Origin of the sequence: Vibrio sp. ArtGut-C1 (genome assembly GCF_002105475.1) — a bacterium.
Classification (GTDB): Bacteria; Pseudomonadota; Gammaproteobacteria; order Enterobacterales; family Vibrionaceae; genus Vibrio; species Vibrio diabolicus.
On the sequence record NZ_NCTH01000015.1, the window covers coordinates 40,014 to 65,489 of the forward strand.

At 44.5% G+C, this 25,476-nt stretch carries 20 protein-coding genes; 6 read left to right on the forward strand and 14 right to left on the reverse strand.

Annotation, left to right across the window (positions count from 1 at the left end; all coding sequences use genetic code 11):
* Positions 1–22 precede the first annotated feature (22 nt).
* Positions 23–637: an OmpA family protein gene (locus B7360_RS14215; RefSeq protein WP_006741557.1), complete on the reverse strand. Its 615-nt coding sequence runs from the start codon at positions 635–637 to the stop codon at positions 23–25.
* Positions 638–639: 2 nt separating this feature from the next.
* The gene (locus B7360_RS14220; RefSeq protein ID WP_048626423.1) at positions 640–1,956 is read right to left on the reverse strand and encodes a TolC family outer membrane protein; all 1,317 of its coding nucleotides are present in this window, start codon (positions 1,954–1,956) and stop codon (positions 640–642) included.
* A gap of 401 nt (positions 1,957–2,357) precedes the next feature.
* On the opposite strand from B7360_RS14220, the gene B7360_RS14225 reads away from it, so the two are divergent.
* The gene (locus B7360_RS14225; protein WP_164673221.1) at positions 2,358–7,739 is read left to right on the forward strand and encodes a Calx-beta domain-containing protein; all 5,382 of its coding nucleotides are present in this window, start codon (positions 2,358–2,360) and stop codon (positions 7,737–7,739) included.
* A 76-nt stretch (positions 7,740–7,815) separates the two neighbouring features.
* Here the strand turns inward: B7360_RS14225 and B7360_RS14230 are convergent, their stop codons facing one another.
* Positions 7,816–9,009, reverse strand: coding sequence for a class I SAM-dependent methyltransferase (locus B7360_RS14230; RefSeq protein WP_085343816.1), 1,194 nt, complete (start codon positions 9,007–9,009; stop codon positions 7,816–7,818).
* Positions 9,010–9,171: 162 nt separating this feature from the next.
* Positions 9,172–10,575 (reverse strand): methyl-accepting chemotaxis protein, encoded by a 1,404-nt coding sequence (locus B7360_RS14235; protein WP_085343817.1) that lies wholly within the window; start codon positions 10,573–10,575, stop codon positions 9,172–9,174.
* A gap of 90 nt (positions 10,576–10,665) precedes the next feature.
* Between B7360_RS14235 and yccX the strand changes: the two genes are divergently transcribed.
* Positions 10,666–10,938: an acylphosphatase gene (gene yccX / locus B7360_RS14240; RefSeq protein ID WP_085343818.1), complete on the forward strand. Its 273-nt coding sequence runs from the start codon at positions 10,666–10,668 to the stop codon at positions 10,936–10,938.
* A gap of 3 nt (positions 10,939–10,941) precedes the next feature.
* Here the strand turns inward: yccX and B7360_RS14245 are convergent, their stop codons facing one another.
* Positions 10,942–11,271, reverse strand: coding sequence for a TusE/DsrC/DsvC family sulfur relay protein (locus B7360_RS14245; protein ID WP_005377396.1), 330 nt, complete (start codon positions 11,269–11,271; stop codon positions 10,942–10,944).
* Between the two features lie 408 nt (positions 11,272–11,679).
* On the opposite strand from B7360_RS14245, the gene B7360_RS14250 reads away from it, so the two are divergent.
* Complete coding sequence (locus B7360_RS14250; protein WP_085343819.1) at positions 11,680–12,054, forward strand: chromosome partitioning protein ParB; 375 nt, start codon at positions 11,680–11,682, stop codon at positions 12,052–12,054.
* A 76-nt stretch (positions 12,055–12,130) separates the two neighbouring features.
* Here B7360_RS14250 and B7360_RS14255 read toward each other — a convergent pair whose 3' ends face one another.
* The 5 genes from B7360_RS14255 to B7360_RS14275 form a co-directional block, all read right to left on the reverse strand.
* The gene (locus B7360_RS14255; protein WP_005396571.1) at positions 12,131–12,793 is read right to left on the reverse strand and encodes a Bax inhibitor-1/YccA family protein; all 663 of its coding nucleotides are present in this window, start codon (positions 12,791–12,793) and stop codon (positions 12,131–12,133) included.
* A gap of 250 nt (positions 12,794–13,043) precedes the next feature.
* A complete protein-coding gene (locus B7360_RS14260; protein ID WP_005377400.1) occupies positions 13,044–13,793 on the reverse strand; it encodes an amino acid ABC transporter ATP-binding protein in 750 nt (249 codons plus the stop codon).
* A gap of 23 nt (positions 13,794–13,816) precedes the next feature.
* Positions 13,817–14,914 (reverse strand): amino acid ABC transporter permease, encoded by a 1,098-nt coding sequence (locus tag B7360_RS14265; protein WP_012841798.1) that lies wholly within the window; start codon positions 14,912–14,914, stop codon positions 13,817–13,819.
* A gap of 1 nt (position 14,915) precedes the next feature.
* A complete protein-coding gene (locus B7360_RS14270) occupies positions 14,916–16,121 on the reverse strand; it encodes an amino acid ABC transporter permease (RefSeq protein WP_005396569.1) in 1,206 nt (401 codons plus the stop codon).
* A 218-nt stretch (positions 16,122–16,339) separates the two neighbouring features.
* On the reverse strand, positions 16,340–17,368 hold the full coding sequence (locus B7360_RS14275; protein ID WP_053807446.1) for an amino acid ABC transporter substrate-binding protein: 1,029 nt from the start codon (positions 17,366–17,368) through the stop codon (positions 16,340–16,342).
* Positions 17,369–17,828: 460 nt separating this feature from the next.
* Here B7360_RS14275 and B7360_RS14285 point away from each other — a divergent pair, with 460 nt between their 5' ends.
* Positions 17,829–18,749, forward strand: coding sequence for a bifunctional precorrin-2 dehydrogenase/sirohydrochlorin ferrochelatase (locus B7360_RS14285; protein ID WP_048626418.1), 921 nt, complete (start codon positions 17,829–17,831; stop codon positions 18,747–18,749).
* 103 nt (positions 18,750–18,852) lie between these two features.
* Here the strand turns inward: B7360_RS14285 and B7360_RS14290 are convergent, their stop codons facing one another.
* Positions 18,853–19,335: a YajQ family cyclic di-GMP-binding protein gene (locus B7360_RS14290; protein ID WP_005377415.1), complete on the reverse strand. Its 483-nt coding sequence runs from the start codon at positions 19,333–19,335 to the stop codon at positions 18,853–18,855.
* A 21-nt stretch (positions 19,336–19,356) separates the two neighbouring features.
* On the reverse strand, positions 19,357–20,415 hold the full coding sequence (locus B7360_RS14295) for a 3-deoxy-7-phosphoheptulonate synthase (RefSeq protein WP_085343820.1): 1,059 nt from the start codon (positions 20,413–20,415) through the stop codon (positions 19,357–19,359).
* 374 nt (positions 20,416–20,789) lie between these two features.
* Between B7360_RS14295 and B7360_RS14300 the strand changes: the two genes are divergently transcribed.
* The gene (locus B7360_RS14300; protein ID WP_065646463.1) at positions 20,790–21,287 is read left to right on the forward strand and encodes a DUF4442 domain-containing protein; all 498 of its coding nucleotides are present in this window, start codon (positions 20,790–20,792) and stop codon (positions 21,285–21,287) included.
* Positions 21,288–21,314: 27 nt separating this feature from the next.
* Here the strand turns inward: B7360_RS14300 and B7360_RS14305 are convergent, their stop codons facing one another.
* Positions 21,315–22,667 carry a hypothetical protein gene (locus B7360_RS14305; RefSeq protein WP_006743263.1) on the reverse strand — a complete coding sequence of 451 codons (1,353 nt, stop codon included), beginning with the start codon at positions 22,665–22,667 and terminating at the stop codon, positions 21,315–21,317.
* A 192-nt stretch (positions 22,668–22,859) separates the two neighbouring features.
* Between B7360_RS14305 and B7360_RS14310 the strand changes: the two genes are divergently transcribed.
* Positions 22,860–23,693, forward strand: a complete 834-nt coding sequence (locus tag B7360_RS14310; protein WP_005396561.1) for a S1 RNA-binding domain-containing protein — start codon at positions 22,860–22,862, stop codon at positions 23,691–23,693.
* 282 nt (positions 23,694–23,975) lie between these two features.
* Here the strand turns inward: B7360_RS14310 and rsmF are convergent, their stop codons facing one another.
* Entirely contained in the window at positions 23,976–25,412 is a 1,437-nt protein-coding gene (gene rsmF, locus B7360_RS14315) for a 16S rRNA (cytosine(1407)-C(5))-methyltransferase RsmF (RefSeq protein WP_085343821.1), read from the reverse strand.
* Positions 25,413–25,476: the final 64 nt, after the last annotated feature.

Consider the following 25,476-nt stretch of genomic DNA (forward strand, 5'->3'; position numbering starts at 1 on the left):
TTAAACTCCGTTCATTGCGATGTTAGCTCTTAGGAAGTGTCGTGAAAACGGTCCACTCTTTCTTCACTTCACCTTTGTGGCCAATCACCGTTGCGGTGACTCGACGGTTCAACGCATGACTCACTTGGTCGGTGCCTTGTGTCGCAAGTACCGTGTCTCCATAGCCGACAATGGTGACTCTATCTCCACTAATACCATTCATCATGAGTTCTTTTCTAACGTTCTCAGCGCGGCGTTTAGATAAGTCAAGATTGTGTTCTGCAGTACCAGTACGACTGGCATAGCCCTGAATCTCTATCGATGTATTTGGATACTCCTTCAAGAAGTCGGATAGTTCTCGAATTTGCTCCGTAAAGATAGGATTGATCACATCGGAATCATTCGCGAACAGAACTCGAATTTGCATTTCTTGCGAGGAGTCGACATACGAACCGCAGCCATCGTTATCAATCTCGGCACCTAAAGGAGTCCCCGGACATAAATCGCGCTCATTAATGACTCCATCAGAATCATCATCAAGATGATCTGCCCACTGATCGGCAATTGGCGTATCAATATAATCATATTCATCGCCTTTATCGGATGAACTGCATGCCGAAATCATCAATGAGAGTGCAATAAGAGTTATGTATTTCATAATTAATACTCCACTTCTTCTAGCCATTCTTTAGGCATTTCAACCCTTAATGCACTCAACAGTTGACCTGTTGCGTTCATCACTCGATATTTGGCGTACTGCTCTGCGTATTTAGAATCTAAGTAGTCTTTACGTGCCTCAAAGAGTTCGTTTTCAGTATTCAATAGATCAAGCAGCGTTCGCTTACCAATGCGATATTGTTTTTCATACGCAATAACGGTTTCAGATGCCGAGTCTACATGATCTGACAGGAACTCTTTTTGCTGTAGGGTCAAATCCAGCGCGCTCCATGAAAGCCTTAACCCTTCTTCAACATTGCGATAAGCACCTTCACGTAAGTCTTTCGCTTTATTTAACTGATAGGCGAAGTTTTCTGAGTTTGCAGCGTCACTGCCGCCATTAAATAGGTTGTAGCGTAGACGTAGCATGGCAAGTGTCTCATCACTGCGGCCTTTTAAGCCATCAGCGTCGTCACGCCATGTTTGTGAGGCTTCAATGGAAATGGTTGGGTAATTAACACCTTTAGATTGTTTGTATTGAAACTTAGCAGAGTCTACGTCTGCGAGCGCGACTTGAATGACAGGGTGTAGTTCAAATGCCAAACCTACCGCTTCATCAATGGTGTATGGAATGAAATTCTGATCCGCTCTTGGAAAGATCAACCCTTGCGGGGTTTGACCCACTAAACGAGTGAACATAGTGTGAGAGTCGTACAAATTATTTTGAGCAGCTGCCAAATTACCGTGCGCTTTTGCCAAACGTGCTTCTACCTGTGTTAAGTCAGCGGTAGAGCCGATACCTGAGTTGACTCGTTTTTTAATGTCTTCGTAAATATCTTTGTGAACCGCCAAGTTATTTTCAGAGAGCTTGAGTATTTCGTAAGCTTTTACTGCGTCTAAATACACTTTGGTGACTTCAAGTGCTTTATCTGATGCATCGGCCAAAAGTTGAAATCTAACTGACTCTGCATCGGCTGCGGTGCGATCGATATCATTTAAGGTTGCACTGCCATCCCATATGAGCTGAGTTAGTGTTACCGAAGCTTCCTTTCGAGTGTAATCTGTATCCCCACGTCCCACCTCGTCAGAAGGGTCTAATCCCTCGTAACCAATGCCCGCATCTAAATCAATAGAAGGTAAGTAGGCGCCCGAAGAGGCTTCATTTACGTATTTTCGACTGGTGAACTCGTTAAATGCGCTCTTAATGTCAGGATTGTTTTTTAACGTCAATGCCACGGCTTGCTCTAAAGTTTGACCGAAAACGGGTAAAGACACTATTAAACTACAGCAGCAAGCAATATTTAGTCGGTTCCATTTCACGGTATTTCTCCTAAAAATTCGTGTTGCTTTTTGCTATTTCATCTCATAACTGAGACGAAGCATCATAAATAACAGTGCTTGAGTAAGGGATTTATCAACCTACTGTTAAAACAAAGCTTTTGTTTCAAAAACCCAAGATTTCGCCTTTTAAAACCTTAGCACATATGTCGAATGTTGCTTAGCAACATAGCAAGTTTAGCTCGGAGAAAAGCTTGAATTCTTAATATCATAGCGTTTCACGGCCTGTGTCACTCTGCGCTTTTTTGTAACTCTGCCCCTAGAGTTATCAAACGTCCTACAAGCTACACATACAACGAAAATATGATGATTTTGACTAAACTATAGACGTAAATGTAGAGGTGACAAACTTTTGACTTGGTTTGAAGTGGGGCGAGGTAGATATGGATCGAGTAACTTTGAGCTCATTGATGGGCAACATCGTGGTTATCGGGCTGGATGGGGAAATCAGGACCCTAGAAGAGGGACAACCACCTCAACCAGGAGAGTTAATAATTGATGAGGTATCAGATACTTCTGAGCTTGTGATCGAGCAGGTGACACCACAAGGAAGTTCGATAAACGTAACTGATGATATCACAGCGTTAATTGAAGCAATTGCTAGTGGGGAAGACCCGACTGAGCTGGGTGAAGAGTTTGAGCCTGCTGCAGGTGAAGGAAACGGGTCTAGCCCACAAAATACGGGGGCTATAGATCGCACAGGTGCTGAATTACTCGCCAGTACCAATTTTGAGACAGTGGGAACTGACGGAACAGGATTTTCAAGTACTCAGGTAGAGACGCTACTCGATATTTTCCAAATACAACCACCAGAACCAACAGCAATATCAGTTCCTGCAACAGTAATTGTTCAAGAGATTTCTAGCCCAACTGTCAATGAGGGCGATCTGGTTTCCTTCGACGTCACACTTAACCAACCAACAGAAGACAATATAAATATCACTTTTTCTCTGTTCGATCAGACTGCGACTGGTGGATCTACTGACGAGAGCGGAAGTGACTACGTCAACGAGAGTGTTTTCATAACATTTTCCGATGGCACAACAGAAGAAATCTCAGTCGATGACAACGGTATTTTTACTGTGTCGGTCCCGTTAGGGGAAAATGGTTTTACTGTTTCTCTCGACTCTATAAATGACTCTATATTCGAAGGTCCAGAAACATTTACGCTTTCTGGCAACACAGAAGAACAAAGTACACCTGCAACTGGGATTGCAACCATTGTTGATGATGGTAGTGGGCCTGGTTTAAGTCCTGATGATGATCGTCCAACGGTAACGATGAGCGATGCAGGGACGATTAATGAAGGTGAGTTAGCCAGCTTTAAAGTGTCTTTATCTAATCCATCAGCTACAGATGTTGAGGTCGAACTAAGTCTCAACCTAGGTGATACAGAAGCCGGCGACTTAGGCACCTTGGAATACAACACGGGCTCCGGTTGGGTTACGCTGCCAAACGACGGTGTGGTGACGGTGCCTGCCGGGCAGACTCAGTTTGATGTGCGCATTGCTTCCATTGATGACGCCGTTTATGAAGGTCCTGAAGATTTCAGTGTTACGGTAACGGGCATTGGTGCGGTGCAAGGCAGCGATACGGGCACGGCAACGATTGTGGATGACAGCAGTGGCCCTGGACCAGATCCAGACGATGACCGTCCGAGTGTTACTATTACCGACGCTGGCACCATTAATGAAGGTGATACGGCGAACTTTAAAGTCACGTTATCGAATGCTTCAGAGTCTAGTGTTCAAGTTGAACTCGGCCTCAACTTAGGCGATACCGAAGCGGGTGACTTAGGCACCTTGGAATACAACACGGGAAGTGGCTGGGTCACAGTACCAAACGATGGCGTGCTAACGGTGCCAGCCGGGCAAACCGAGTTTGATGTGCGTATTGCTTCTATTGATGACGCCGTTTATGAAGGTCCAGAAGATTTCAGTGTAACGGTAACGGGCGTTGGTGCGGTACAAGGCAGTGATACCGGCACGGCAACGATTGTGGATGACGGCAGCGGCCCAGATCCCGATCCAGACGATGACCGTCCTAGTGTGGCTATTACGGATGCTGGCACTATTAATGAAGGTGAAACAGCTAACTTCAAAGTTACGTTATCGAATGCGTCTGAAGCGGAAACGCAAGTAGAGTTGGGTTTTAATCTCGGCGACACCGAAGCTGGTGACTTAGGTATCTTAGAATACAACACGGGAAGTGGTTGGGTCGCAGTGCCAAACGATGGCGTGGTGACGGTGCCAGCCGAGCAAACCGAGTTTGATGTGCGCATTGCTTCCATTGATGACGCCGTTTACGAAGGCCCTGAAGACTTCAGTGTGACAGTAACTGGCATTGGGGCGGTGCAAGGTAGCGATACGGGTACGGCAACGATAGTGGATGACGGTAGTGGCCCGGGGCCTGATCCGGATGATGACCGTCCAACGGTTTCTATTAGCGATGCTGGCATTATTAATGAAGGTGATACGGCGAACTTCAAAGTGACGCTGTCGAATGCCTCCGAGTCCACTGTTCAAGTCGAGCTAGGCCTCAACTTGGGTGACACTGAAGCCGGTGACTTAGGTACCTTAGAATACAACACGGGAAGTGGTTGGGTTGCAGTGCCAAATGATGGCGTGGTGACCGTGCCAGCCGGGCAAACCGAATTTGATGTGCGTATCGCTTCCATTGATGACACCGTTTATGAAGGCCCTGAAGATTTCAGTGTGACGGTGACTGGCATTGGGGCGGTACAAGGCAGCGATACGGGTACAGCAACGATTGTGGATGATGGTAGTGGCCCAGGTCCCGATCCAGATGATGACCGTCCGAATGTCTACATCGTTGAAGATAGCGTGGGTGTTAACGAAGGTACCGATGCTGTGTATACCGTTAGATTGTCGGCGGCGGCCGATATCGATGTGACCGTCAGTTTGAACACCTCAACCGACGGCAGCAACACAGCGGAAGCGGACGATATAGGTAGCTTTGTGGTGACCCTTGCTGATGGTGTGACAGTGGTGAATGCCAACAGTGACGGTACGTATACCATTCCCGCCGGTGAGAACGAGCTGAAAGTCACTGTGCCAACCACAGATGATGGCGTCTACGAAGGGGATGAAACCTTCACTGTGGCGGTACAAGGTGACACGGGCGTCCTAGGCAGTGACAGTGCGCTGGGCATTATTTACGACGGTGGTAACGGCCCTGGTCCCGATCCAGACGATGACCGTCCAAGTGTCTATATTGTCGAAGATAGCGTTGGCGTGAATGAAGGTACTGAGGCTGTGTATACCGTCCGGTTGTCGGAGGCTGCCGATATTGACGTGACGGTGAGGTTGAGCACATCAACAGGAGGAACTAATACGGCAGAGCCTGACGACATTGGTGCTATTAAGCTGACATTATCTGATGGAGTAACTGTGGTGACCGCCAACAGTGATGGCACGTATACTATCCCAGCAGGTGAAACCGATCTCAAACTGTTTGTCCCAACCACGGACGACGATGTGTATGAAGGAGATGAAACCTTCACGGTTGCAGTGCAAGGTGCAACTGGAGTACTTGGTACTGACACTGCGTTGGGCATTATTTACGACGGCGGTAACGGCCCTGGTCCTGACCCGGATGATGATCGCCCGACCGTATCTATCTCAGATGCGGGTATCGTAGATGAGGGTGATATCGCGACGTTTACCGTGTCATTGAGTAATGCTTCGGAAGGTACAGTCCAGGTGCAGTTGACCTTAAACCCAGACGAAACAGAAGTGGATGATCTTGGCTCGCTAGAATATAACACCGGAGCAGGTTGGGTTGCTGTGCCTGTCGATGGCATCGTAACAGTGCCAGCAATGCTTACCGAATTTGATGTGCGCATTGCGACCATTGATGATGAAGTTTATGAAGGTCCGGAAGACTTCAGCGTGACCGTGACGGGTTTGGGCGCAGTTCAGGGCACCGATACTGGTTTGGCGACCATTGTGGATGATGGCACTAAAACGGACGACGATCGACCAACTGTGTCTATCTCGGATGCGGGTACCATTGATGAAGGTAGTTTCGCTACATTTACCGTGTCATTGAGTAATGCCTCAGAAGCAGCGGTCGAGGTTCAATTAACGCTGAATCTGGATGAAACAGAAGTAGGTGACCTTGGCACTCTAGAGTACAACACCGGTTCAGGTTGGGTAAGTGTACCTGTAAGTGGCATTGTGACGGTGCCGGCAGGTATGACGGAATTTGATCTACGCATCGAATCAATTGATGACGGTGTGTACGAAGGCCCTGAAGATTTCAGCGTTACAGTAACTGGCTTGGGAGCAGTGCAAGGCAGCGATACTGGTCTGGCGACCATCGTGGATAACTCACCACCTACAGCCCGTGATTTCATCATTTCGCTCGATGTTCAAAATGGTATTTTCCCGGTTCAGGATGTTGAATTTGATGGATTAACGACGTCTGGGGAACAGCATGTTGAAGATCTCGAAGATGACGCAGTTACTGCAAATGATGATGATATTTTAATTCAGGTCGTTAGCCTTCCTGAACACGGTGAACTGTATTATGTGGATGGAAATGGACAGGAAGTCATTATAGACGAAACCACACAGTTCCCTGAAAACACAGAGGTTAAGTATCGTCTGACTGAAGATTTCTTTGAGGAGCAGAGCTTTGACTCAGCCGATCTTCTTGAAGATCAAGGGAAAGATATCTTGGTTGGTTCTTACACTCCTCCTAACTCGAACTTAACGTTCACTGGAGGTCAGATCACCACCATTGGCAACAGCATCATCTTTGATTCCGACGCTCAGATTTCAGTCGATTTTGCGAATCAACAGGTCGGGTTGGTTGTCGTTTCGCCAAATGAAACGGGTCAGGGTGATGAAATCAGTACTGGTGAATATATTACGTTAGAACTGGATGAGGATTTATCAGCAAACGAAGCGAAACTGAACTTAGCCAGTCTGAATGACCGCTTCAACAGTGGTGGTGCATGGTTAACGGCATACATCTTCCTAAATGGTGCACTTGTTGATGTTCAGCAGTTTTACTCAACGGATATTACTTATACCAGCAACCACGAAGGTTCTATTACCGTTGCGTTAGCAAATGGGAGCTTTGATGAAATTCGACTTACTCCAGAAACCGATAGCGCGAGTGATAAAGCGGGCTTTACCTTGGTGGGGACTGAAATTACCAGCTTTACTGATGTGAACGATGACTTTACTTATCAGGCAATCGACACTGATGGTGCGGTAAGTAACGAAGCTACGGTAGCGGTTGATTTCGAGAACGTCACGGTAGAGGCTGTCACGGCGCTTGGTTATCAAACCATGGCCTTAAATTCGGATCTGAATCTGGTTATGGGGACAGATGGCGATGATATTCTGGTTGGTACTGAAGGCAATGACCTGATCATCGGTGGTTTAGGTAATGATATCTTGACTGGCGGTGAAGGTGATGACGTATTCAAATGGACAGAAATGCAATCCGCAACGGATACCGTGACAGATTTCAGTGACGGGGATCAGCTTGATTTTACCGATGTATTTGACGATATGAGTGGTACGGATATCTCCGCCTTGCTTGATGATCTTGGTTCGGGTGACTATCGCGGCAGTGTGGATGACATTTCCGTTGAAGTGACTGAAAGTGGGGGTAACTCGACGTTGACCATCAACAAAGATGGACAACAGCTAGAGGTTAACTTTGATGGTGCCTCTGCAGCCGATATTGCCAATAGTCTGATTTCTAATCTCGAGCAATTACGAGAATAGATGGCTAAAAATAAAAAAACGGAGCGTTTTTTCGCTCCGTTTTTTTATTTAATAATACGGTAAACTAGCACTGTGATTACAGAACTTTACATGCAAAACCTTTCAGGTAGAAACCTTCTGGGTATGCTGTATCGGTTGGGTGGTCAGCAGCTTGTTCAAAGCGCTCCACAAACTTTACTTGGCGGTTAGCATCTAAGGCTGCGTCAGCAATGATTTTCTGGAACAAAACTTGATCCATTAAGCCAGAGCACGAATAGGTCAGTAGCGTACCGCCAGGTTTTAGGATTTGCATTGCTAGCATGTTGATGTCTTTGTAACCACGACATGCGCCGTTTAGTTGGGCTTTACTGTCTGCAAACTTAGGTGGATCCATGATAACTACATCGAACTGAGTTCCTTGGTCACGATACTCACGAAGCAGTTTAAACACGTCTGCGTTTAGGAACACGGCGCGCTTCTTCGAGATATCAAATTCATTCAGTTCTGCGTTGAACTTCGCAGTGTCTAGAGCAGGTTGTGATACGTCAGCGTTTATCACACGCTTTGCATCACCTTTCAGAGCGTAAAGTCCGAAGCCACCTGTGTAAGAGAAGCAGTTAAGAACTTCCTTGCCTTTCACATATTTCATCGCTTGCTGGCGACTATCACGTTGATCTAGGTAGAAACCTGTTTTATGACCGCCAACGATATCTACACTAATCTTTACGCCATTTTCTTCGATGACGACCGATTTAGGTGGCTCTTCGCCGTGCAAGACGCCCGTGGTTTCTTTCAAACCCTCTTTCTTACGTACCGCGACGTCAGAACGCTCGTACACATTACAATCAGGGAAGCACTCAACTAGAGCATCAACAATGGCCTGTTTATTGTGTTCTGCGCCAGCACTGAGAAGTTGACACACAAAGAAGTTTTGGTAACGGTCAATCGTAACGCCTGGCATACCATCAGACTCTGCCGCGATAAGGCGGTAACCCGTAAGGCCATCACGTTCGATAATGTCTTCACGAAGAAGTTGTGCGTCTTTTAATCGTTTTACGAAAAATGCGGTGTCGATTTCTTCTTTATCAAAACTCCAAATACGAGCACGAATTTGTGAAGCTGGCGAATATGCCGCTTTAGCTAGCCATTTACCGTCGTGAGTGAATACATCAACCGTTTCGCCAAGAGCGGGGTCGCCCTCAACTTTGTTGATGCCTCGAGAGAAGATCCAAGGGTGCTTGCGCTTGACCGATTTCTCACGACCTTTTACCAAATAGATAGCAGCTGTCATTTCATTAGCTCTTGTTGAATTTTGAAAGGGGCGTATTGTCCGGGATGTGAATGGTAAAAGCAATATCCCTCGGCAATCCAGTACATTGTAGTGACTTTTAAATACAAAAAAGGGTCACTAAAGTAACCCTTTTATTTGAACTGGTCGTAACAGATTACGTTGCTACGCTTTAAGTCCAGTAAGGAGCGACTCCATGGTGTCGCTTTGCTTACGCAGTTGATCCACGTTTTGTGAAGTCGTGCTGATCATATTGCACACGTTATCTGCTTGAACTCGAATCTCTTCAACGCTTGAGGCGATATTGTCCGCGACTACACCTTGTTCTTCAGCCGCTGTTGCAATTTGAATGCTACTGTCGGAGATAGTTTGATTTTTATCTGCCAAAGAGCCGATTTCGTGATTCACTTCCGTCATGAGGTTTTGTCCCTCATTTGCATTGTTGACAGTCACTTCCATCAGTTTAGTAAGTGATTGACTGTTACGCTGTAATGATTCGATCATCGCTTGGATTTCAACGGTCGCTTGCTGAGTGCGTCCCGCAAGAGCGCGAACCTCATCCGCAACGACCGCAAATCCACGACCTTGCTCACCAGCACGTGCTGCTTCAATGGCTGCGTTCAATGCAAGTAGGTTAGTTTGCTCGGAAATCCCATTAATGGTTGTCACGACTTCATCAATTTGTGCGGCATTGGCATCTAACTCCGCTACTGCTTGAGACGCAGATTGAATCTCATTAGAGAGGTTCGAAATCGAGTGAAGCGTATTCTCTACTTTTACTTGTCCAGACTGAGCCACGCTGCGCGCATCATCGGTTTGCGCACTTGAATCGTGAGCTAATGTCGCGACTTCTCGAATCGTTGATGCCATCTGTTCCGTTGCACTCGCAAGAGAGTTGAGGTGCTCTTGTTGCGTCGCAGAAATATCTGAACTGTGATGAATTGATTGATTCAGGTCTGAGCTAATTTGTTGCATTAACGCCACAGACTCTTGAATCGACAGCACCATTTGCTGCTCTCGTTCTGCAACTTTGTCTATCGTAATAGCAATTTCACTAAACTCGTCGCGAACTGGGAAGAAGTTCATTCTCGCGGTTAGGTCACCATCCGCTAGGGTGTTTAATGCTTTATTCATCGTGAACATTGCGCCGCCGATAAACGTCATGATGTAGTAAACGCCAAGCGCGAGAATAAACAAGCTCACACAGATGATGCTCACTTGAGTCGTTGATAGGGCAGTCCATAGAGAAAGTTCATGGTTTGCAACCAAGCTGTACGCACCATTTAGAACAGACACGGATTGCGGACCAGAGCCAAGAGAAACGGTTTCTGAACCAGCTATGAGGTTTGCTACTTGCGATTGAGAAAGGTTGCCTGCCTCTATCAGACCTTTCATAAGCATGAGCTCTTCTTGGTACATACTTGAGATCAACGTATTAGCCGCGCTATTAAGGACGAGAGTGAGAATGACTAAAGCAAGAAGAGGGAGAACGAAGAGCAAATAGAACTTTTCTTGAATCTTTAATTGAATGAGATACTTATCAATCCAGCGGAATGGAATTTCTTTCATAATTATAATAACCGTGCAAAAACCCACTATCCTTAGTGGGGTGAATAGACGAAAAGAATATATCACTCAGTAAAAAGAAGCGGTACAAAGATGAACGTAAAGTGTGAGAGATTTATAGTAAAAGGTCACGTTCAAGGCGTCGGCTTTCGTTACCATACTTCCCATCAAGGATTGAAACTGGGTTTGACGGGTTACGCGAAGAACCTAAACGATGGTGATGTTGAAGTGATGGCGTGTGGAACAGACGCACAAATAGCTGCGTTTTACGAGTGGTTGAAAGAAGGCCCGCGAACGGCAACAGTAGAGAGTGTGATACAGGAGTCTGCGTCATATAAGCCGTTGCGCGGTTTTAAGATTTTGTAAATTCTACAAGCATTTAGCTGGCTTTGGTAGGCCGGCTAATTTAGTCGCTTGTTTGGCTGGCCCCTTTTTAAACAGCTTGAATAGATACTTACTGTTACCTTTTTCTGGACCGTGCGCTTTTTCCATTGCTTTGACAAGCATACGCACAGCAGGGGAAGTATTAAACTCTTCATAAAAATCTCGCACAAAGTGCACAACTTCCAAATGAGCATCCGTAAGCTCGATGTCTTCTTCTTTTGCTAAAAGCTCAATCATACCTTCTTCCCATTGAGTATGATCCAGTAAGTAGCCTTGAGCATCAGTTTCAATTTCTTTGCCGTTGTAAACGAACATAACGTTTTATCCGTTAAGTGAACATGGATGTTTATAGATTAGCGACAGGTGAGGATGTTCTCAACAAAAGAATCTCGAAGTAGTGCCGAGCGAAGCAAAAGCGTACAAAATGGTGAGTGCTTTTTGACTGAGCCAGGTGCTTTGATATAAATGCTCTTTTATTCAAATAAATAGGAAACTATTCAGTTTGTTAGAAATTTTTCGGGGTGAGTACCAATAAAATTGCATGGATATCCAGGCTTATTCATTTTTGTTTTGGTTTTTTCTTGGCTACTTGTCTGAATATGGAATTTTATCGGTGAATGAATAGCTTACGACGTTGTGTTTGCTCTTATAGACCGATATTCTCTTGGTTGATAAGCAACCTACATTCTGGTTGTAAACAATAATGATGACAAGGAGTTAGTCATGTCGAAACAACGTTACATTGAAATAAATGACAACGTAAAATCCATTTGGTCTATTGAGCGTATTTGGAAGCTCGCAGAATCCCTACCTGTAGAAGAAATTGCTATTGATGATATCAAAGGCCCTAATGAAGTGACCTGGTTTAGTGATGATGGACCACAGCCAACCTGTCGTGAGATCGCGAAGCATTGCCAACGCATCAACAATGCCGATTTGTCGTATCCCGTAATTTTAACCAATGATTACCGTGTTTTTGATGGTATGCACCGAATTGCTAAGCAAATCATGTTGGGTGAAGATACGATTAAAGTGAGACGTTTTAGAGAAAACCCTGAGGCTGATGAAGTTATCGAGTTAGCAGTCGAACAGGCGTAATGTACTTAACCACTGACAAAGAAAAAGCCCGAAGGAATTACCTTCGGGCTTTTAGTATTCACCTTAGAGCAAACGATTAATCGTCGTTCATAATACCTAGAATGCTTAGTAGGCTGATGAAGATGTTGTAGATTGATACATACAAAGTCACTGTCGCAGAGATGTAGTTTGTTTCGCCGCCACGAATAATGCTTTGTGTTGTCATCAGGATCGCCATCGTAGAGAAAATGATAAACAAGCTGCTCAACGCCAAGTGTAAAATGGTTGATTGAATAAAGAAGCTTGCAATCATACCCACAACAAGCACAACAAACAGCGATAGCATCAAGCCGCCCATCATAGATAGGTCACGTTTTGTTGTTAGTGCATAAGCTGATGCCGCCATGAAAGATAGCGCCGTACCACCTAGAGCGGTTAATACGATATCGCCCATCCCAGCACCGATGTACATGTTTAAGATTGGACCAATCGTGTAGCCTAAGAAACCAGTGAATAAGAACGTAAACACAAGGCCAAGGCTGTTGTTACGGTTTTTCTCTGTTAAGAATAACAGGCCGTAGAAACCAACCAACATTAGGATGATTCCTGGATGTGGCAGGTTAAATGCCATTGCTACGCCAGCAACGACTGCCGACCATAAAAGCGTCATTGAAAGTAGTGCGTAAGTATTACGCAACACTTTGTTTGTTTGTAGAGCACTTTCTTGTGTTGAAGTGCGGGTAAACATTGGACTGTTCATAATCTTCCTCGATAAGAGACTTTCTTTTAAGTACATTTATGGGATTGAAAGTTCAAAAAATCAAGCCCTAACCATGCGCAACTTAGATAAAATAATAATAGAAATAAGATGTTATGTATTTGGCAACTTGTAACACAATATTACTGCAGAGCAAAGTCATAGTGATTGTCACACAGAACTTTGAATTTAGTAACAAAAAGCACCGACTTCATTGAAATCAGTGCTTTTATTATGCCAGTTGGAAAAGATCTTAGTGATGTAAGATTTGCGCTAGGAAATTTTGAGTTCGATCTGATTGAGGGTTTTCAAAGAAATCAACAGGGTTGTTCTCTTCGATGATCTCTCCTGCGTCCATAAATATCACGCGATCGGCAACCTCTTTCGCAAACCCCATTTCATGTGTAACACAGAGCATGGTCATGCCTTCCTCGGCGAGTTCGACCATTACATCCAACACTTCGCGAACCATCTCCGGATCAAGCGCTGATGTTGGTTCATCAAAAAGCATAACTTTAGGGTTCATACACAATGAACGGGCAATCGCCACGCGTTGTTGCTGACCACCAGACAACTGGCCAGGATATTTCTCTGCTTGGTCCGGAATTTTAACGCGTTCCAGATATTTCATCGCGACCGCTTCTGCTTCATCTTTAGGCATCTTCTTCACCCAAATAGGCGCGAGCGTACAGTTTTCCAGTACGGTTAAATGAGGGAAGAGATTAAAGTGCTGAAAGCACATGCCCACTTCACGGCGCACAGCTTCAATATTTTTTAAATCTTCAGTTAACTCCGTACCGGAAACATAGATGCTACCAGCTTGGTGCTCTTCGAGGCGGTTAATACAGCGAATCATCGTTGATTTTCCTGACCCTGATGGGCCACAGATTACGATCTTTTCTCCGCGCTTAACATCGAGGTTAATATTCTTTAGTACGTGAAACTCACCATACCATTTATTCATGTCCTTCAATTGGATCATATAGTCTTGTTGTTGCGTCATAATACGTCCTTGAGCTTGATGAGTTATCGTTTGTGACCGGTATGAAGTTTGTTTTCAAGCCATATCGAATAACGCGACATGCCAAAACAAAATACCCAAAACACTAACGCGACAAATACATAACTTTCAGTAGCAAAGCCTAGCCAGTCAGGGTCGGTGTTTGCTGCTTGTCCTATACCTAGGACGTCAAACATACCAATGATAAGAACCAAACTGGTGTCTTTAAACAATCCGATAAACGTGTTCACGATAGAAGGGATCGTAATCTTCAGCGCTTGCGGCAAGATAATAAGCCCTGTTTTTTTCCAGTAACTTAACCCAAGTGCGTCGGCAGCCTCATATTGGCCTTTTGGAATCGCTTGTAAGCCACCCCGTACTACTTCGGCCATGTAAGCCGAGGCAAACATCACTACACCAATAAGAGCGCGAATAAGTTTGTCTGTCTCGGACCCTTCGGACATAAACAAAGGCAGCATAACGGAAGCCATGAACAGAACGGTAATCAGTGGCACACCACGCCAAACTTCAATATAGACGGTACAAATACTGCGAATGATGGGCATTTCCGAACGTCTACCGAGCGCGAGTACCACACCAATAGGTAATGAAACGACAATACCAACTAGCGCAATGATGAGCGTAACGAGTAATCCGCCCCATTTGTGTGTATCGACCACTTCTAGCCCAAATATCCCACCATATAACAGCCCAGCGATAATGAATGGGTAGATGTTTACGAAGAAAAGCCAAATCCAAATCCGTTTCGGTGTCTTTTCATACGCTAGCAACACAGTAAATATAGCCAATGTGATATAGAAAAGGCGAGGGCGCCACAGTTCAGACTCAGGATAGAAACCGTACATGAACTGCTCCCAGCGCACGCTGATAAATACCCAGCAAGCACCTTCTCGGCTGCAATCGTCACGCGTCGAACCAATCCAGTCCGCGTTGATAAACGCCCAATCAACGATATGCCAAATTGCACTAAAGACAAGATAAGCAAGAATTACGGTAACAATGGAATTGACAGGTCCATTAAATAGGTTTTTCCGCATCCAACCAACAAAGCCGACGGTATTGGCTGGTGGTGGGAGATCCGGTTGAAATTGATGAGTACTCATATTATCTCTCCACCAGTGCGACTTTACGGTTATACAAGTTCATTAATGCAGACGTAATCAGACTTAAGGTTAAGTACACGCCCATCGTCATCGCAATGATCTCAATCGCTTGCCCCGTTTGGTTCAGGGTAGTACCAGCAAAGACAGAGACAAGATCTGGGTAACCAATCGCCATCGCTAACGATGAGTTTTTGGTGAGGTTGAGATATTGACTGGTTAAAGGTGGAATAATAATTCGTAACGCTTGCGGAATGACAACAAGCTTTAAAGTTTTCGCGCGTGGTAAGCCCAGCGACATCGCCGCTTCCGTTTGACCATGGCTAACCGCATTAATACCAGAACGTACAATTTCGGCAATGAAGGAGGCGGTATAAACGCTCAGTGCCAAAAGTAGTGCAGCAAGTTCAGGAATAATGCTAATACCACCTTGGAAGTTAAACCCTTTCAGTTCAGGATAATTTAGTGAAATTGGCATACCAGCAAGGAAGTAGACAATCAGCGGAAGGCCAACGACTAAGCCTAAAGCTATTCTTCCCATTGGCGTTTGTTGCCCAGTTAGGCGTTGCTTGTTATTCGCCCATACATTAATTAACAAGCTGGCGATCACCCCGAAGATTAATGCAGCAATAACAAAGCCACTGCCTGCCTCCATTTCTGGAGCTGGAAAATATAAACCACGAACATTCAAGAAGATGGCTTCGCCAAGGCTCAAGCTTTGACGAGGTGAGGGTAATGCTTGAAGAACAGCGAAATACCAGAAAAATATTTGTAGAAGAAGTGGGATATTTCGGAACGTTTCGATATAAACAGCAGCCAAGCGACTCACTAACCAGTTAGAAGAAAGGCGAGCGACCCCCATGGTAAAACCAATCACGGTAGCCAGAATAATACCTAATACGGAGACCAGCGCTGTATTAAGAAGGCCAATAATAAACGTTCTGCCGTAAGAGTACGTTTCATCGTATTCAATTAGCGTCAGCCCGATACCAAACCCGGCTTCTTGATTTAAAAAACCGAAACCCGTAGCGATCCCACGAGCATCTAAGTTGTTCAGTGCGTTATTTATAATCGTGTAAAAGAAAAATACCAGTGCAGCTATGGCAATGATCTGGAAAATAGCAGAACGAAAGGCGGGATTATAAATCAAGCTCTTGCTTCCGCTCGGTTTGGACATCGTACTTGGCGATGCATCTTTTGTCGGTTTCATACAGCGATAACCTCAAACCTTAGTTATAGATATCTGCCTGTATAAATAGTCACGTCCTTGCTGGTCGAAGCATGTTTTCACCAGAGTTAAACGGCGATATTCGAGTTGAAATAGCCTATCTAAGCGAATACTTCTTACCATTCAATGAGCGGTCCTTACTCATACAGATGGATAAAATCAAGAAAAAGGGCGGCATGAACCGCCCTGATTAACTTGTTCTATCGGATTGGTGGCGCGTACATAAAGCCGCCTGCATTCCATAGCGCATTAACGCCACGAGAAATTTCTAACGGCGAACCAGTACCGACTGTGCGTTCGAAGCTTTCACCATAGTTACCGACTTGCTTGACAACTTGGTAGCCCCAATCATCACGAATACCCAAACCTTTGCCTTTCGGACCGTCAACACCAAGAATACGTTTGATGTTTGGATCTTTCGATTTCAGCATTTCATCCGCATTTTTCGAACTAATACCGTACTCTTCGGCGTTAATCATTGCTGATAAAGTCCACTTCGCAATATTGAACCATTGGTCATCACCTTGACGAACGACGGGACCTAGTGGTTCTTTAGAAATGATTTCCGGAAGAACGGCTGCAGAAGAGGGATCTTTCAGGTTCAGGCGCAATGCATAAAGACCAGATTGGTCAGTCGTTAACACATCACAACGTCCTGCATCGAAACCTTTTGACGTTTGGGCTGCCGTATCAAATACGACCGGCTTGTATGACATACCGCTGTTACGGAAGTAGTCAGCAAGGTTCAGCTCAGTTGTTGTACCGGACTGTACGCAAACTGATGCACCATCAAGCTCTTTTGCGCTTGAGATGCCAAGATCTTTCTTCACCATAAAGCCCTGGCCATCGTAGTAGTTTACCCCTACGAAGTTTAGGCCAAGTGCAGTATCACGATGCAGTGTCCAGGTAGTGTTACGAGAAAGCACATCAATCTCACCTGATTGAAGCGCAGTGAAACGTTCTTTCGCGGTTAGGGGTACATATTTAACTTTCGTTTTATCCCCAAGAACGGCTGCAGCCAGTGCTTGGCAATATTCTACGTCGATACCTTCCCATTCACCTTTTGAGTTAGGGTTAGAGAAACCAGGTAGACCGGTACTTACGCCACAAGTAAGAAAACCTTGTTTTGTGACTTTGTCCAGAGTAGTGTCTGCTGCTTGAGCTGATGTTGCCATCATCGCAGTAGAAGCCGCTACGACGGAAGCAAGAACTGTGAGTTTATTTGCCATTTGTATCCTTCCTGTATGATCCATGTTTAATCAGGAGTGACCTGAAACAACGTGTCCAATTCGTTAGAGTTATCGTCCTACGTGATTGATTTTCGAAGAAACGGTATTCGATAGATCAACCAGTTATAAGCGTAGGAAAGGATCTGTTAATTCTCAAATATATAATTTAAATGAAGTTTTGAGAGAACTTACAAAGCGCCTTGAGATTTAGAATGACGAAATGTTAATTGTTTGTAAATAGTGCAAATCATGGACAATTTGGTGCATCAGAACAATCAATAGAAGAGTGAACAATACAAGAGAATAAAAAGTTGTTATTAAAACTGTCATTAGCTGAGCTTGGTGAAGTTCAGTAAAAATTCGAACAAAAATTATTTGTGATACCGAAACAGGGTGATGAGCTTGCCCCATTTTTGGTAGCATGGTCCGCAACAGCTAATTAGAGTAATCATGGATTGAAATGCGATATTTTCCTCTGTTCTTAGATTTAATCAATAAACCCGTTCTTGTCGTGGGCGGCGGTGAAGTGGCAAGCAGAAAGGTGGAAGCGTTGCTAAAGGCAGGGGCGGATGTCACTATCGTTTCTCCAACGTTGGTCGATTTTCTGTCTAAGCTTGCTGCAGAGCATCAAGTGCGCTGGGTGCAACGTTTCTATTCAAGTGACATTGTCACTAAAAACTTTGTTCAAGTGTGGGCCACGACAGATAATCCTGAGCTAAATCACCAAGTGTATAAAGATGCGAAAGAATTAGGCATCCTAGTGAACGTTGTGGATGATAAGCCTTATTGTGACTTCATTACGCCCTCTATGATCAATCGTGGCCGCATACAAATTGCTATTTCTAGTGGCGGCGCCTCACCAGTTTTAATTCGAAACATCCGTGAAAAGCTTGAATCGATACTGCCACAAAACATGGGGTTGATGGCGGACTTTGCTAACTCAAAGCGTAATTCGATTAAAGAAGCACTACCTAGCGTCGATTTACGTCGTAAGTTTTGGGAGCAATTCTTCTCGAATCCTGAGGTTGAAAACGCGCGAGATAATAGAGAGTTAGAAACGATTTACCAAGCGACCATGGCAACACCTTTGGATGAAAAGGGAAGTTGTACTTGGATACAGGTAGGGAAAGACGTTGAGATGTTGCCAATTAAGGCCGTGCGCTACATGCAACAAGCCGAGCTAGCACTTTACTCAACTCGATGCGAAGCGAACGTGTTAGAGCTAATACGAAGAGATGCAGAGCGAGAAGCTTTCTCCAGCGCAGCTGAACTCTCTGATATGTTGACCAAGGCTAAATCTGAAAAGCTTCGAGTTTGCGTGTTTATCCCTAAAGGGACGAGCGAGTTCTTATTGCTGCAAGGGCAGGACTTGGTGATATAACCACGTTAAAAAGTGGGCACTTGGCTTCTCGATTAAAAGGCCAACAAAAACGCCAGCGAACTATGCGCTGGCGTTTTTAAACTAAGTTACTTCTCAGACTGAGTTAATCACGGAAGTTGTTAAACTGGAATGGTATGCCCATCTCTGCTTCACGAATCGCTGCCATTGTCGCTTGCAGGTCATCACGTTTCTTACCAGTAACACGTACCTTGTCGCCTTGAATAGAGGCTTGTACTTTTAACTTTGCGTCTTTGATAAGTTTCACTACTTTTTTGGCTGTTGGTGTATCGATACCTTGGCGGAAAAGCAGAGTTTGGTGCCAGTTCTTACCAGTTACATCTGGGTCCTGTGCATCCATTGCGTTTGCATCAATATTACGCTTTGCCAAGTGGCCACGTAAAATATCGCGCATTTGCTTAAGTTGGAAGTCACCTTCCGCAGACATTTTTACGTTTTCTTCTACTAGCTCAAAGCTCGCATTAACGTTGCGGAAATCGAAACGAGTAGACAATTCACGGTTAGCATTATCAACGGCGTTACGTAGTTCAACCGTATCGATTTCAGAAACAATATCAAACGATGGCATGAAGATTCCTTGATTATTTTGTTATAGGGACTTTCGGGTTTTAACGGCGTTTGCCAGCATATCTAGCATTGTAGCAGTATCTTCCCAGCCTAGGCATGGGTCTGTAATAGATTGACCATACGTTAGGTTGTTGATGTCAGTCATTGGCTGATTGCCTTCAAGAATAAAGCTTTCAGCCATGATACCCGCAATACGAGTACTGCCTGACTTAATTTGGCTACAAATGTCTTGAGCAACGTCGATTTGTTTTCTGTGCTGCTTCTGACAGTTTGCGTGGCTGAAATCCACAACCAAACGTTGTGGCAACCCAAACTCGGCTAGAGCATCACACGCTTGTTTTACTGACGCTTCATCAAAGTTAGGGCCTTTCTCTCCGCCGCGTAAAATAATATGACCATATGGGTTACCACTTGTACGGTAAACCGTCATGCGGCCATTCTTATCTGGAGAGTAGAAGTAATGCGAGGCTTTCGATGCGCGAATTGCATCAATTGCAATTTTTACGTTGCCATTTGTGCCATTTTTGAAACCAACTGGGCAAGACAGCGCCGATGCCATTTCACGGTGAATTTGCGATTCTGTTGTACGAGCACCGATCGCGCCCCACGTGATCAAATCCGCTATGTATTGACCAGTAATCATATCAAGAAACTCAGTAGCAGTCGCAAGACCAAGCTTGTTGATATCCAGTAGTAGTTTACGTGCTTTATGGAGACCAGCTTCAAGCGCGTAAGAGCCATCTAGGTTAGGGTCGGTAATTAAACCTTTCCAACCAACTACTGTACGAGGCTTTTCAAAGTAAGTACGCATCACGATAAACAGTTCGTCTTTGTACTTGTCTTGGATTTCACTCAGGCGAGTGGCGTAATCAATGGCAGCTTCAGTGTCGTGAACAGAACACGGACCTACAATCGCAAGAAGGCGATCGTCTTCACCCGATAAAATGTTTTCAATCTGACGACGAGATTGAGCGATACGGTCTGCAACGTCATCCGTAATAGGATGTACACTACCTAGCTCTGCTGGGGTAGGCATTGGACCCAAAGGTTGGGTTCTCAATTCATCTGTTTTTATAGGCATGTTATAGCTTTATTCTCTATTGCGAAGGGGTAAAGATAACGGAATTACAGGCAGGAATAAACCGTTTCACGGGAATCTTCGCCAGGAAATACCGAATTGTATACAAAGGTGTAGGTATTCATTTAAATGACTTATGTATAAATGACAAAACTTGATCATTAAATCAATATATATACATTTGAATTTATAACCATTTCATCTATCTCATCGTTAGGCAATCAAGATAACTGCGGCAAACCTCATGTTTATCTGTGTGACAATGTCACTAAATTGGTGGCTAAATAACTCGTGAGATCGAGCTTTTGTTAACATTTCTTTGACATCTATTTCTTTCGTTGATTAACTGGTCTGACTAGATTGGTAAGGAGACCAAAATGTTATCAGCTGTACGTCGTGCAAATTTGTACCTAAATCTATTTGGCTTTTCTAAAGTGCCTCTGATTTGGCTTTGTCATCCTAAGATCATTGCGATAGATAGCGAGCACGTTGAGGTTCGAATCCCTTTGCGAAGAAGAACAAAGAACCATTTGAATAGCATGTATTTCGGCGCTTTAGCGGTTGGGGCGGATGTAGCTGGTGGTTTTCTTGCTATGAGCAAGGCGCAAGAAAAAGGAGAAGCGATCTCTTTAGCATTTAAAGGCGTCAAAGCCGAGTTTTTAAAACGTCCGGAAGCGGATGTACACTTTGTGTGTAACGATGGTGATGTTATTGATGAGATGCTCGATCATACGTTGGCAACGGGTGAACGAGTGAATCGCGATGTAAAAATCGTCGCGTTGTGTCCTAGCTTACATGGTGACGAACCTATGGCTGAATTCTCGTTGACTCTTTCGATAAAAAAAGCAGCCCAACAAGGAAAAGAGGCTGCTTAGTGGTTTGCTGTTTTAAAGAATATCGCTTTAATTGAGTTCAATCTGCTCAATCGAGACGATTTTGGAGCGGTTTAAGACCACTTTCCAACGGTAATAAACAGGCTCATCGGTGTGGTTGTCCTCTTTGACAATCACATTGAGCAAATGACGTTTCTCTACCGACTCTTTGGTCACTTGCCCTTCATTTAAACGATAAACTCGGTTTGAGCTTTTATCCATCAAGCGGATGATAGGGCGCAAACTGATGTTCAGTGTTTCTCTTGTTTGCTCATAACCACTCAAGAATAGAGAGGTTGCCATTTCGGTTTTCTCGTGATAATGAAGTATCTGCTCTTCGCGCTGCACGACGCGCTTCTTACGTATTCTTTGAATCTTATCTGGCAAGCTACTTAACGTACGATAATCGAGCCACTCTAATTTTCTGCCGACCACTTTTTTCGTTGTTGGATCAACATACTTCTTACGCCACTTTGGCTTGCCTTTACGGATCCATCGCCACATCGCATCGCGCAAATCATCTTTAAAGATTTCTCGTAGAGCATAAATAAATGACATCGCGATAATGAAGGACGCGGAAATTTCCCCAAGGTAATCGCGAGCGAGAATCACGGTTGAGGTCACGACAACCATCACCAAGCCAGTAGCAATACCTTTGATAGCACGCTTGATGTTGTTACCCATTGATATGGTTTCTTCACGAAGCACGATAGGGTGTTCAATCAAGCGTCTTAGCAAGCGCATTTTGTTAGATAGGCGAGTAACGTCTTCAACGACTCTTGGAGAGTTGTACTTGTTGAGTTTTCGATGGGCTTGCTCTTTTTCACAGAGCGTGATCAAGCGTTTCTTAATCGTGCCATAATCGCCTTCACGCGGGAGATGAGCCACTAGAGATAAAAACTTCTGCTCGGTATACCAAGACAGGTAGTTATCGATGTTAACGTAGTACCGTTTTAAGTTCTCTTCATAAGGAATAGAACGTCGCAAGCGCTTTAAGATCTCAAGCGTGAGCTCGATAACTTCGTCTACTTCATCTTCCGTTACGGAGTTGTTCTGATGCTTGTTTAAACTTGCCACCGCTTTGTCTAGCGCAATAACGTATTGGTACGCGAACAAACTCAAACTTACTCGGTATTGTTGATTCGACAGGCGTCCACGCTTGGCAAGTCGACTGTGTACTAGCGGTAGAAGGATTTCAGTACTGTAATAAGAGCGTTGCTGTGTGATTGAAGTGTAATAAAATTCGGATTCACTGATGATATCGGCGTTTAAACCAAGCTCACCAGGTATAAAAAAGTAAATATCTAGGTCGACACTTTTGCTCTTTGCGAGTGCATGACTGATTTTTAATGTTATTGAGTCTTGTTTATCGACGGTGACCAAAGAAAGCTCCTGACTTTGTTAAAGCATTCTTAACTTATGCGTACTGTTGAGCAGGTAAGCATAAAAGTGCTAAAAGAGTGACTGGGGCATATAGCTGAACGACAACAGCATAACAGAGCACTATGCTTTTCTCTCTGATTTTCTTGTTAGTTTAGGTATAATTCCACGTAAATTTAAAAAGAGACAAAATCAATGATTAAAATTGGTCAAATTAACAGCTTAGAAGTCATTAAAAAGGCTGATTTTGGCGTATTTCTGGATGGTGATGATTACGGTTCTGTTCTACTGCCTAATAAGTATGTACCAGAGGGTACTGAAATTGGTGATCATGTAGACGTATTTTTGTACTTCGATTCAGAAAGCCAGCTTGCTGCGACCATTGAAAGACCTATTGCCCAAGTGGGTGAATGGGGCTTAATGAAGATTGAGGGCGTCAACGCGACAGGTGCTTTTGTAAATTGGGGCATCAAAGAAAAGGATCTACTTATTCCTTTTAGTGAGCAACGCACTCGCTTCTCTGCGGGACAAACTATTCTTGTCTATGTATATACTGACAAAGCGTCAGGCCGCATTGTTGGTACGACTAAGTTCAACAAATGGTTAGACAAAACTCCGGCGAATTATGAAGTTAACGAACAAGTTGATTTGATCATCGCAGAGCGCAGTCAACTTGGCTACAAAGCGATTGTTAACGGAAAGCATTGGGGCATGATTTTCCCATCAGATGTGTTTGGTAAGCTTTACATCGGTAAGAAACTGAAAGGCTTTATTAAGCAAATTCGTGAAGATGGCAAAATCGATCTCGCGCTACAAAAAGTCGGCGTGGCAAAAATGGACGATCTTTCTAGCAAGATTCTTGATCTGTTAGAGAAGAAAGGCGGCTTTTTACCTTTGAACGATAAGTCTTCTCCTGAAGCGATTTTTGATGCTTTCCGTACAAGTAAAGGTACTTACAAAAAGACCATTGGTGGATTGTACAAGCAGGGCAAGATTGTTATCGAGAAAGACGGTATTCGTCTGGCGTAGCCCAAACTCACGTATAGCGGATCTGCAGCCAAAAAAACGGCCCAAACTTTTCCTTTTTTGGGCCTAGGGGAAACGGCTCCGCAGAGCCTGCGCTAAACTTTTTCCAACAATAATTTTGTTGGTGAACATAGAGAGAAATGCCATATCAAAGCATTACTTTGATACAACTAGTTTAGTACAGCGTATCCGGATCGCTAGCGAGCCCAGTTGCTTTCATACTTACGAATTAAAAAGCCATCGCAAATACGATGGCTTTTCATTTATTTATGATTCGTTACTTCTTTAAAATAAGTTCTTATCTCGTACTAATTCGCGAGGAAGACCATTCTTTATTCTGTTGCTTACCCATTTCCCAAGGCCAATGACTGCGCCTTGATAGGTGACAAGCACTTCGCCTTTACCTGTTTTCATTCCCTCAGGAATCGTTTGTGGGCGAACATCACGTCCCATGTACCATTCGCGCGCTTCTTCAATACTGAGTTCAATGGCGTTTGCCTCAGAGCCTGTCGCTAATGCCGTTGCCACCTGATGCTGCCAACGGTAGCCATTTTTATGGGCTTCCGCGATCTTTATACCCATCCGGGAGAAGCGTAATTCGCCGATCATTGGCTCTAAAGCATTAGGGAACAACCAGACATCTTTATCGCGAAGCCATACAGAACTGTCATTCGGAAGTTCAATACCTAACGCACTTTGCAGCTGTTGGGCAATTTCAACCGATTCTTTTTTCGATGCTTTGGTAAACGGGAACTTGCCCATGCGCTTTTTGACCTTTGGTGGTTCAACAGCTGCCAGTTTACGAATTCTTGCGACAAAGAATCCTTCGCAGTCGTAGACCTGTGGAAAAATATGCAAAAAACCTTCTTCAGTTAGAGCAGCATTTGCATCTTCAAACAAGTTTTCAAGGCTTTCAAACTCAACGGCATCACCAAAGGTTTCTTTCAAGTGATGACAAACTTGTTGGTTTTCTTCGGTACTGAGTGTGCACGTTGAGTAAACCATCACACCACCGGGCTTTAGTGCATGGAAGGCGCTTTCAATAAGATCTTTCTGTGTGTCAGCGATGTCGAGCACGGAAGCTTGCGTCCAGTTTTTCATTGCATCTTCGTCTTTGCGAACGGTGCCTTCGCCGGAGCAGGGCGCGTCGAGCAGAACCGCATCAAATTGTTCTGGTAGCCAACCACCAAAAACGCGCCCATCGAAGTTACTTAGTGCGGCGTTACGTACACCACAACGTTCCACGTTGGCATGCAGCACTTTTACACGACTTGCGGCGTATTCATTGGCCACGAGAACGCCTTCATTGTTCATTAAAGCCGCGATTTGAGTGGTCTTTGATCCTGGTGCAGCTGCTGTATCTAACACGGCATCGTACGATTCGTCATTCATAAACAGCGCAGATACTGGCATCATTGAACTGGCTTCTTGAATGTAGAATAAGCCTGACATGTGCTCTGCGGTGTTGCCTAATGGTACAACTGACTCGTCCGCTTCAATCCAAAACCCTGTGTCACACCAAGGCACAGGGGAAAGCTTCCAGCCTTTTGCGTCTGCACGTTCTAGAAACGCTTCAACGCTGATCTTCAACGTATTAATACGAATACTTTTGCGCAGTGGCTTTTGGCACGATGCGATAAAGTCTTCCATGTTGAGGTTAGCAGGAAGGATAGTTTGGATTTTTTCCAGAAACGCGTCTGGGATGTAAACATTAGGATGCAATGTGGGATCTCGTTTGCAGAATTTGTGGCAAATAATATACGAAAGCGAAGCAGAAACGAATAGT

Coding starts and splice junctions, on each gene's coding strand:
- yccX (WP_085343818.1), top strand. CDS start 10,666: ATGAACGTAAAGTGTGAGAGATTTATAGTAAAAGGTCACGTTCAAGGC.
- B7360_RS14275 (WP_053807446.1), bottom strand. CDS start 17,368: ATGGCAAATAAACTCACAGTTCTTGCTTCCGTCGTAGCGGCTTCTACT.
- B7360_RS14290 (WP_005377415.1), bottom strand. CDS start 19,335: ATGCCATCGTTTGATATTGTTTCTGAAATCGATACGGTTGAACTACGT.
- B7360_RS14295 (WP_085343820.1), bottom strand. CDS start 20,415: ATGCCTATAAAAACAGATGAATTGAGAACCCAACCTTTGGGTCCAATG.
- B7360_RS14235 (WP_085343817.1), bottom strand. CDS start 10,575: ATGAAAGAAATTCCATTCCGCTGGATTGATAAGTATCTCATTCAATTA.
- B7360_RS14270 (WP_005396569.1), bottom strand. CDS start 16,121: ATGAAACCGACAAAAGATGCATCGCCAAGTACGATGTCCAAACCGAGC.
- B7360_RS14230 (WP_085343816.1), bottom strand. CDS start 9,009: ATGACAGCTGCTATCTATTTGGTAAAAGGTCGTGAGAAATCGGTCAAG.
- B7360_RS14245 (WP_005377396.1), bottom strand. CDS start 11,271: ATGTTCGTTTACAACGGCAAAGAAATTGAAACTGATGCTCAAGGCTAC.
- B7360_RS14225 (WP_164673221.1), top strand. CDS start 2,358: ATGGATCGAGTAACTTTGAGCTCATTGATGGGCAACATCGTGGTTATC.
- B7360_RS14300 (WP_065646463.1), top strand. CDS start 20,790: ATGTTATCAGCTGTACGTCGTGCAAATTTGTACCTAAATCTATTTGGC.
- B7360_RS14255 (WP_005396571.1), bottom strand. CDS start 12,793: ATGAACAGTCCAATGTTTACCCGCACTTCAACACAAGAAAGTGCTCTA.
- B7360_RS14310 (WP_005396561.1), top strand. CDS start 22,860: ATGATTAAAATTGGTCAAATTAACAGCTTAGAAGTCATTAAAAAGGCT.
- B7360_RS14250 (WP_085343819.1), top strand. CDS start 11,680: ATGTCGAAACAACGTTACATTGAAATAAATGACAACGTAAAATCCATT.
- B7360_RS14285 (WP_048626418.1), top strand. CDS start 17,829: ATGCGATATTTTCCTCTGTTCTTAGATTTAATCAATAAACCCGTTCTT.
- B7360_RS14260 (WP_005377400.1), bottom strand. CDS start 13,793: ATGACGCAACAACAAGACTATATGATCCAATTGAAGGACATGAATAAA.
- B7360_RS14215 (WP_006741557.1), bottom strand. CDS start 637: ATGAAATACATAACTCTTATTGCACTCTCATTGATGATTTCGGCATGC.
- B7360_RS14265 (WP_012841798.1), bottom strand. CDS start 14,914: ATGAGTACTCATCAATTTCAACCGGATCTCCCACCACCAGCCAATACC.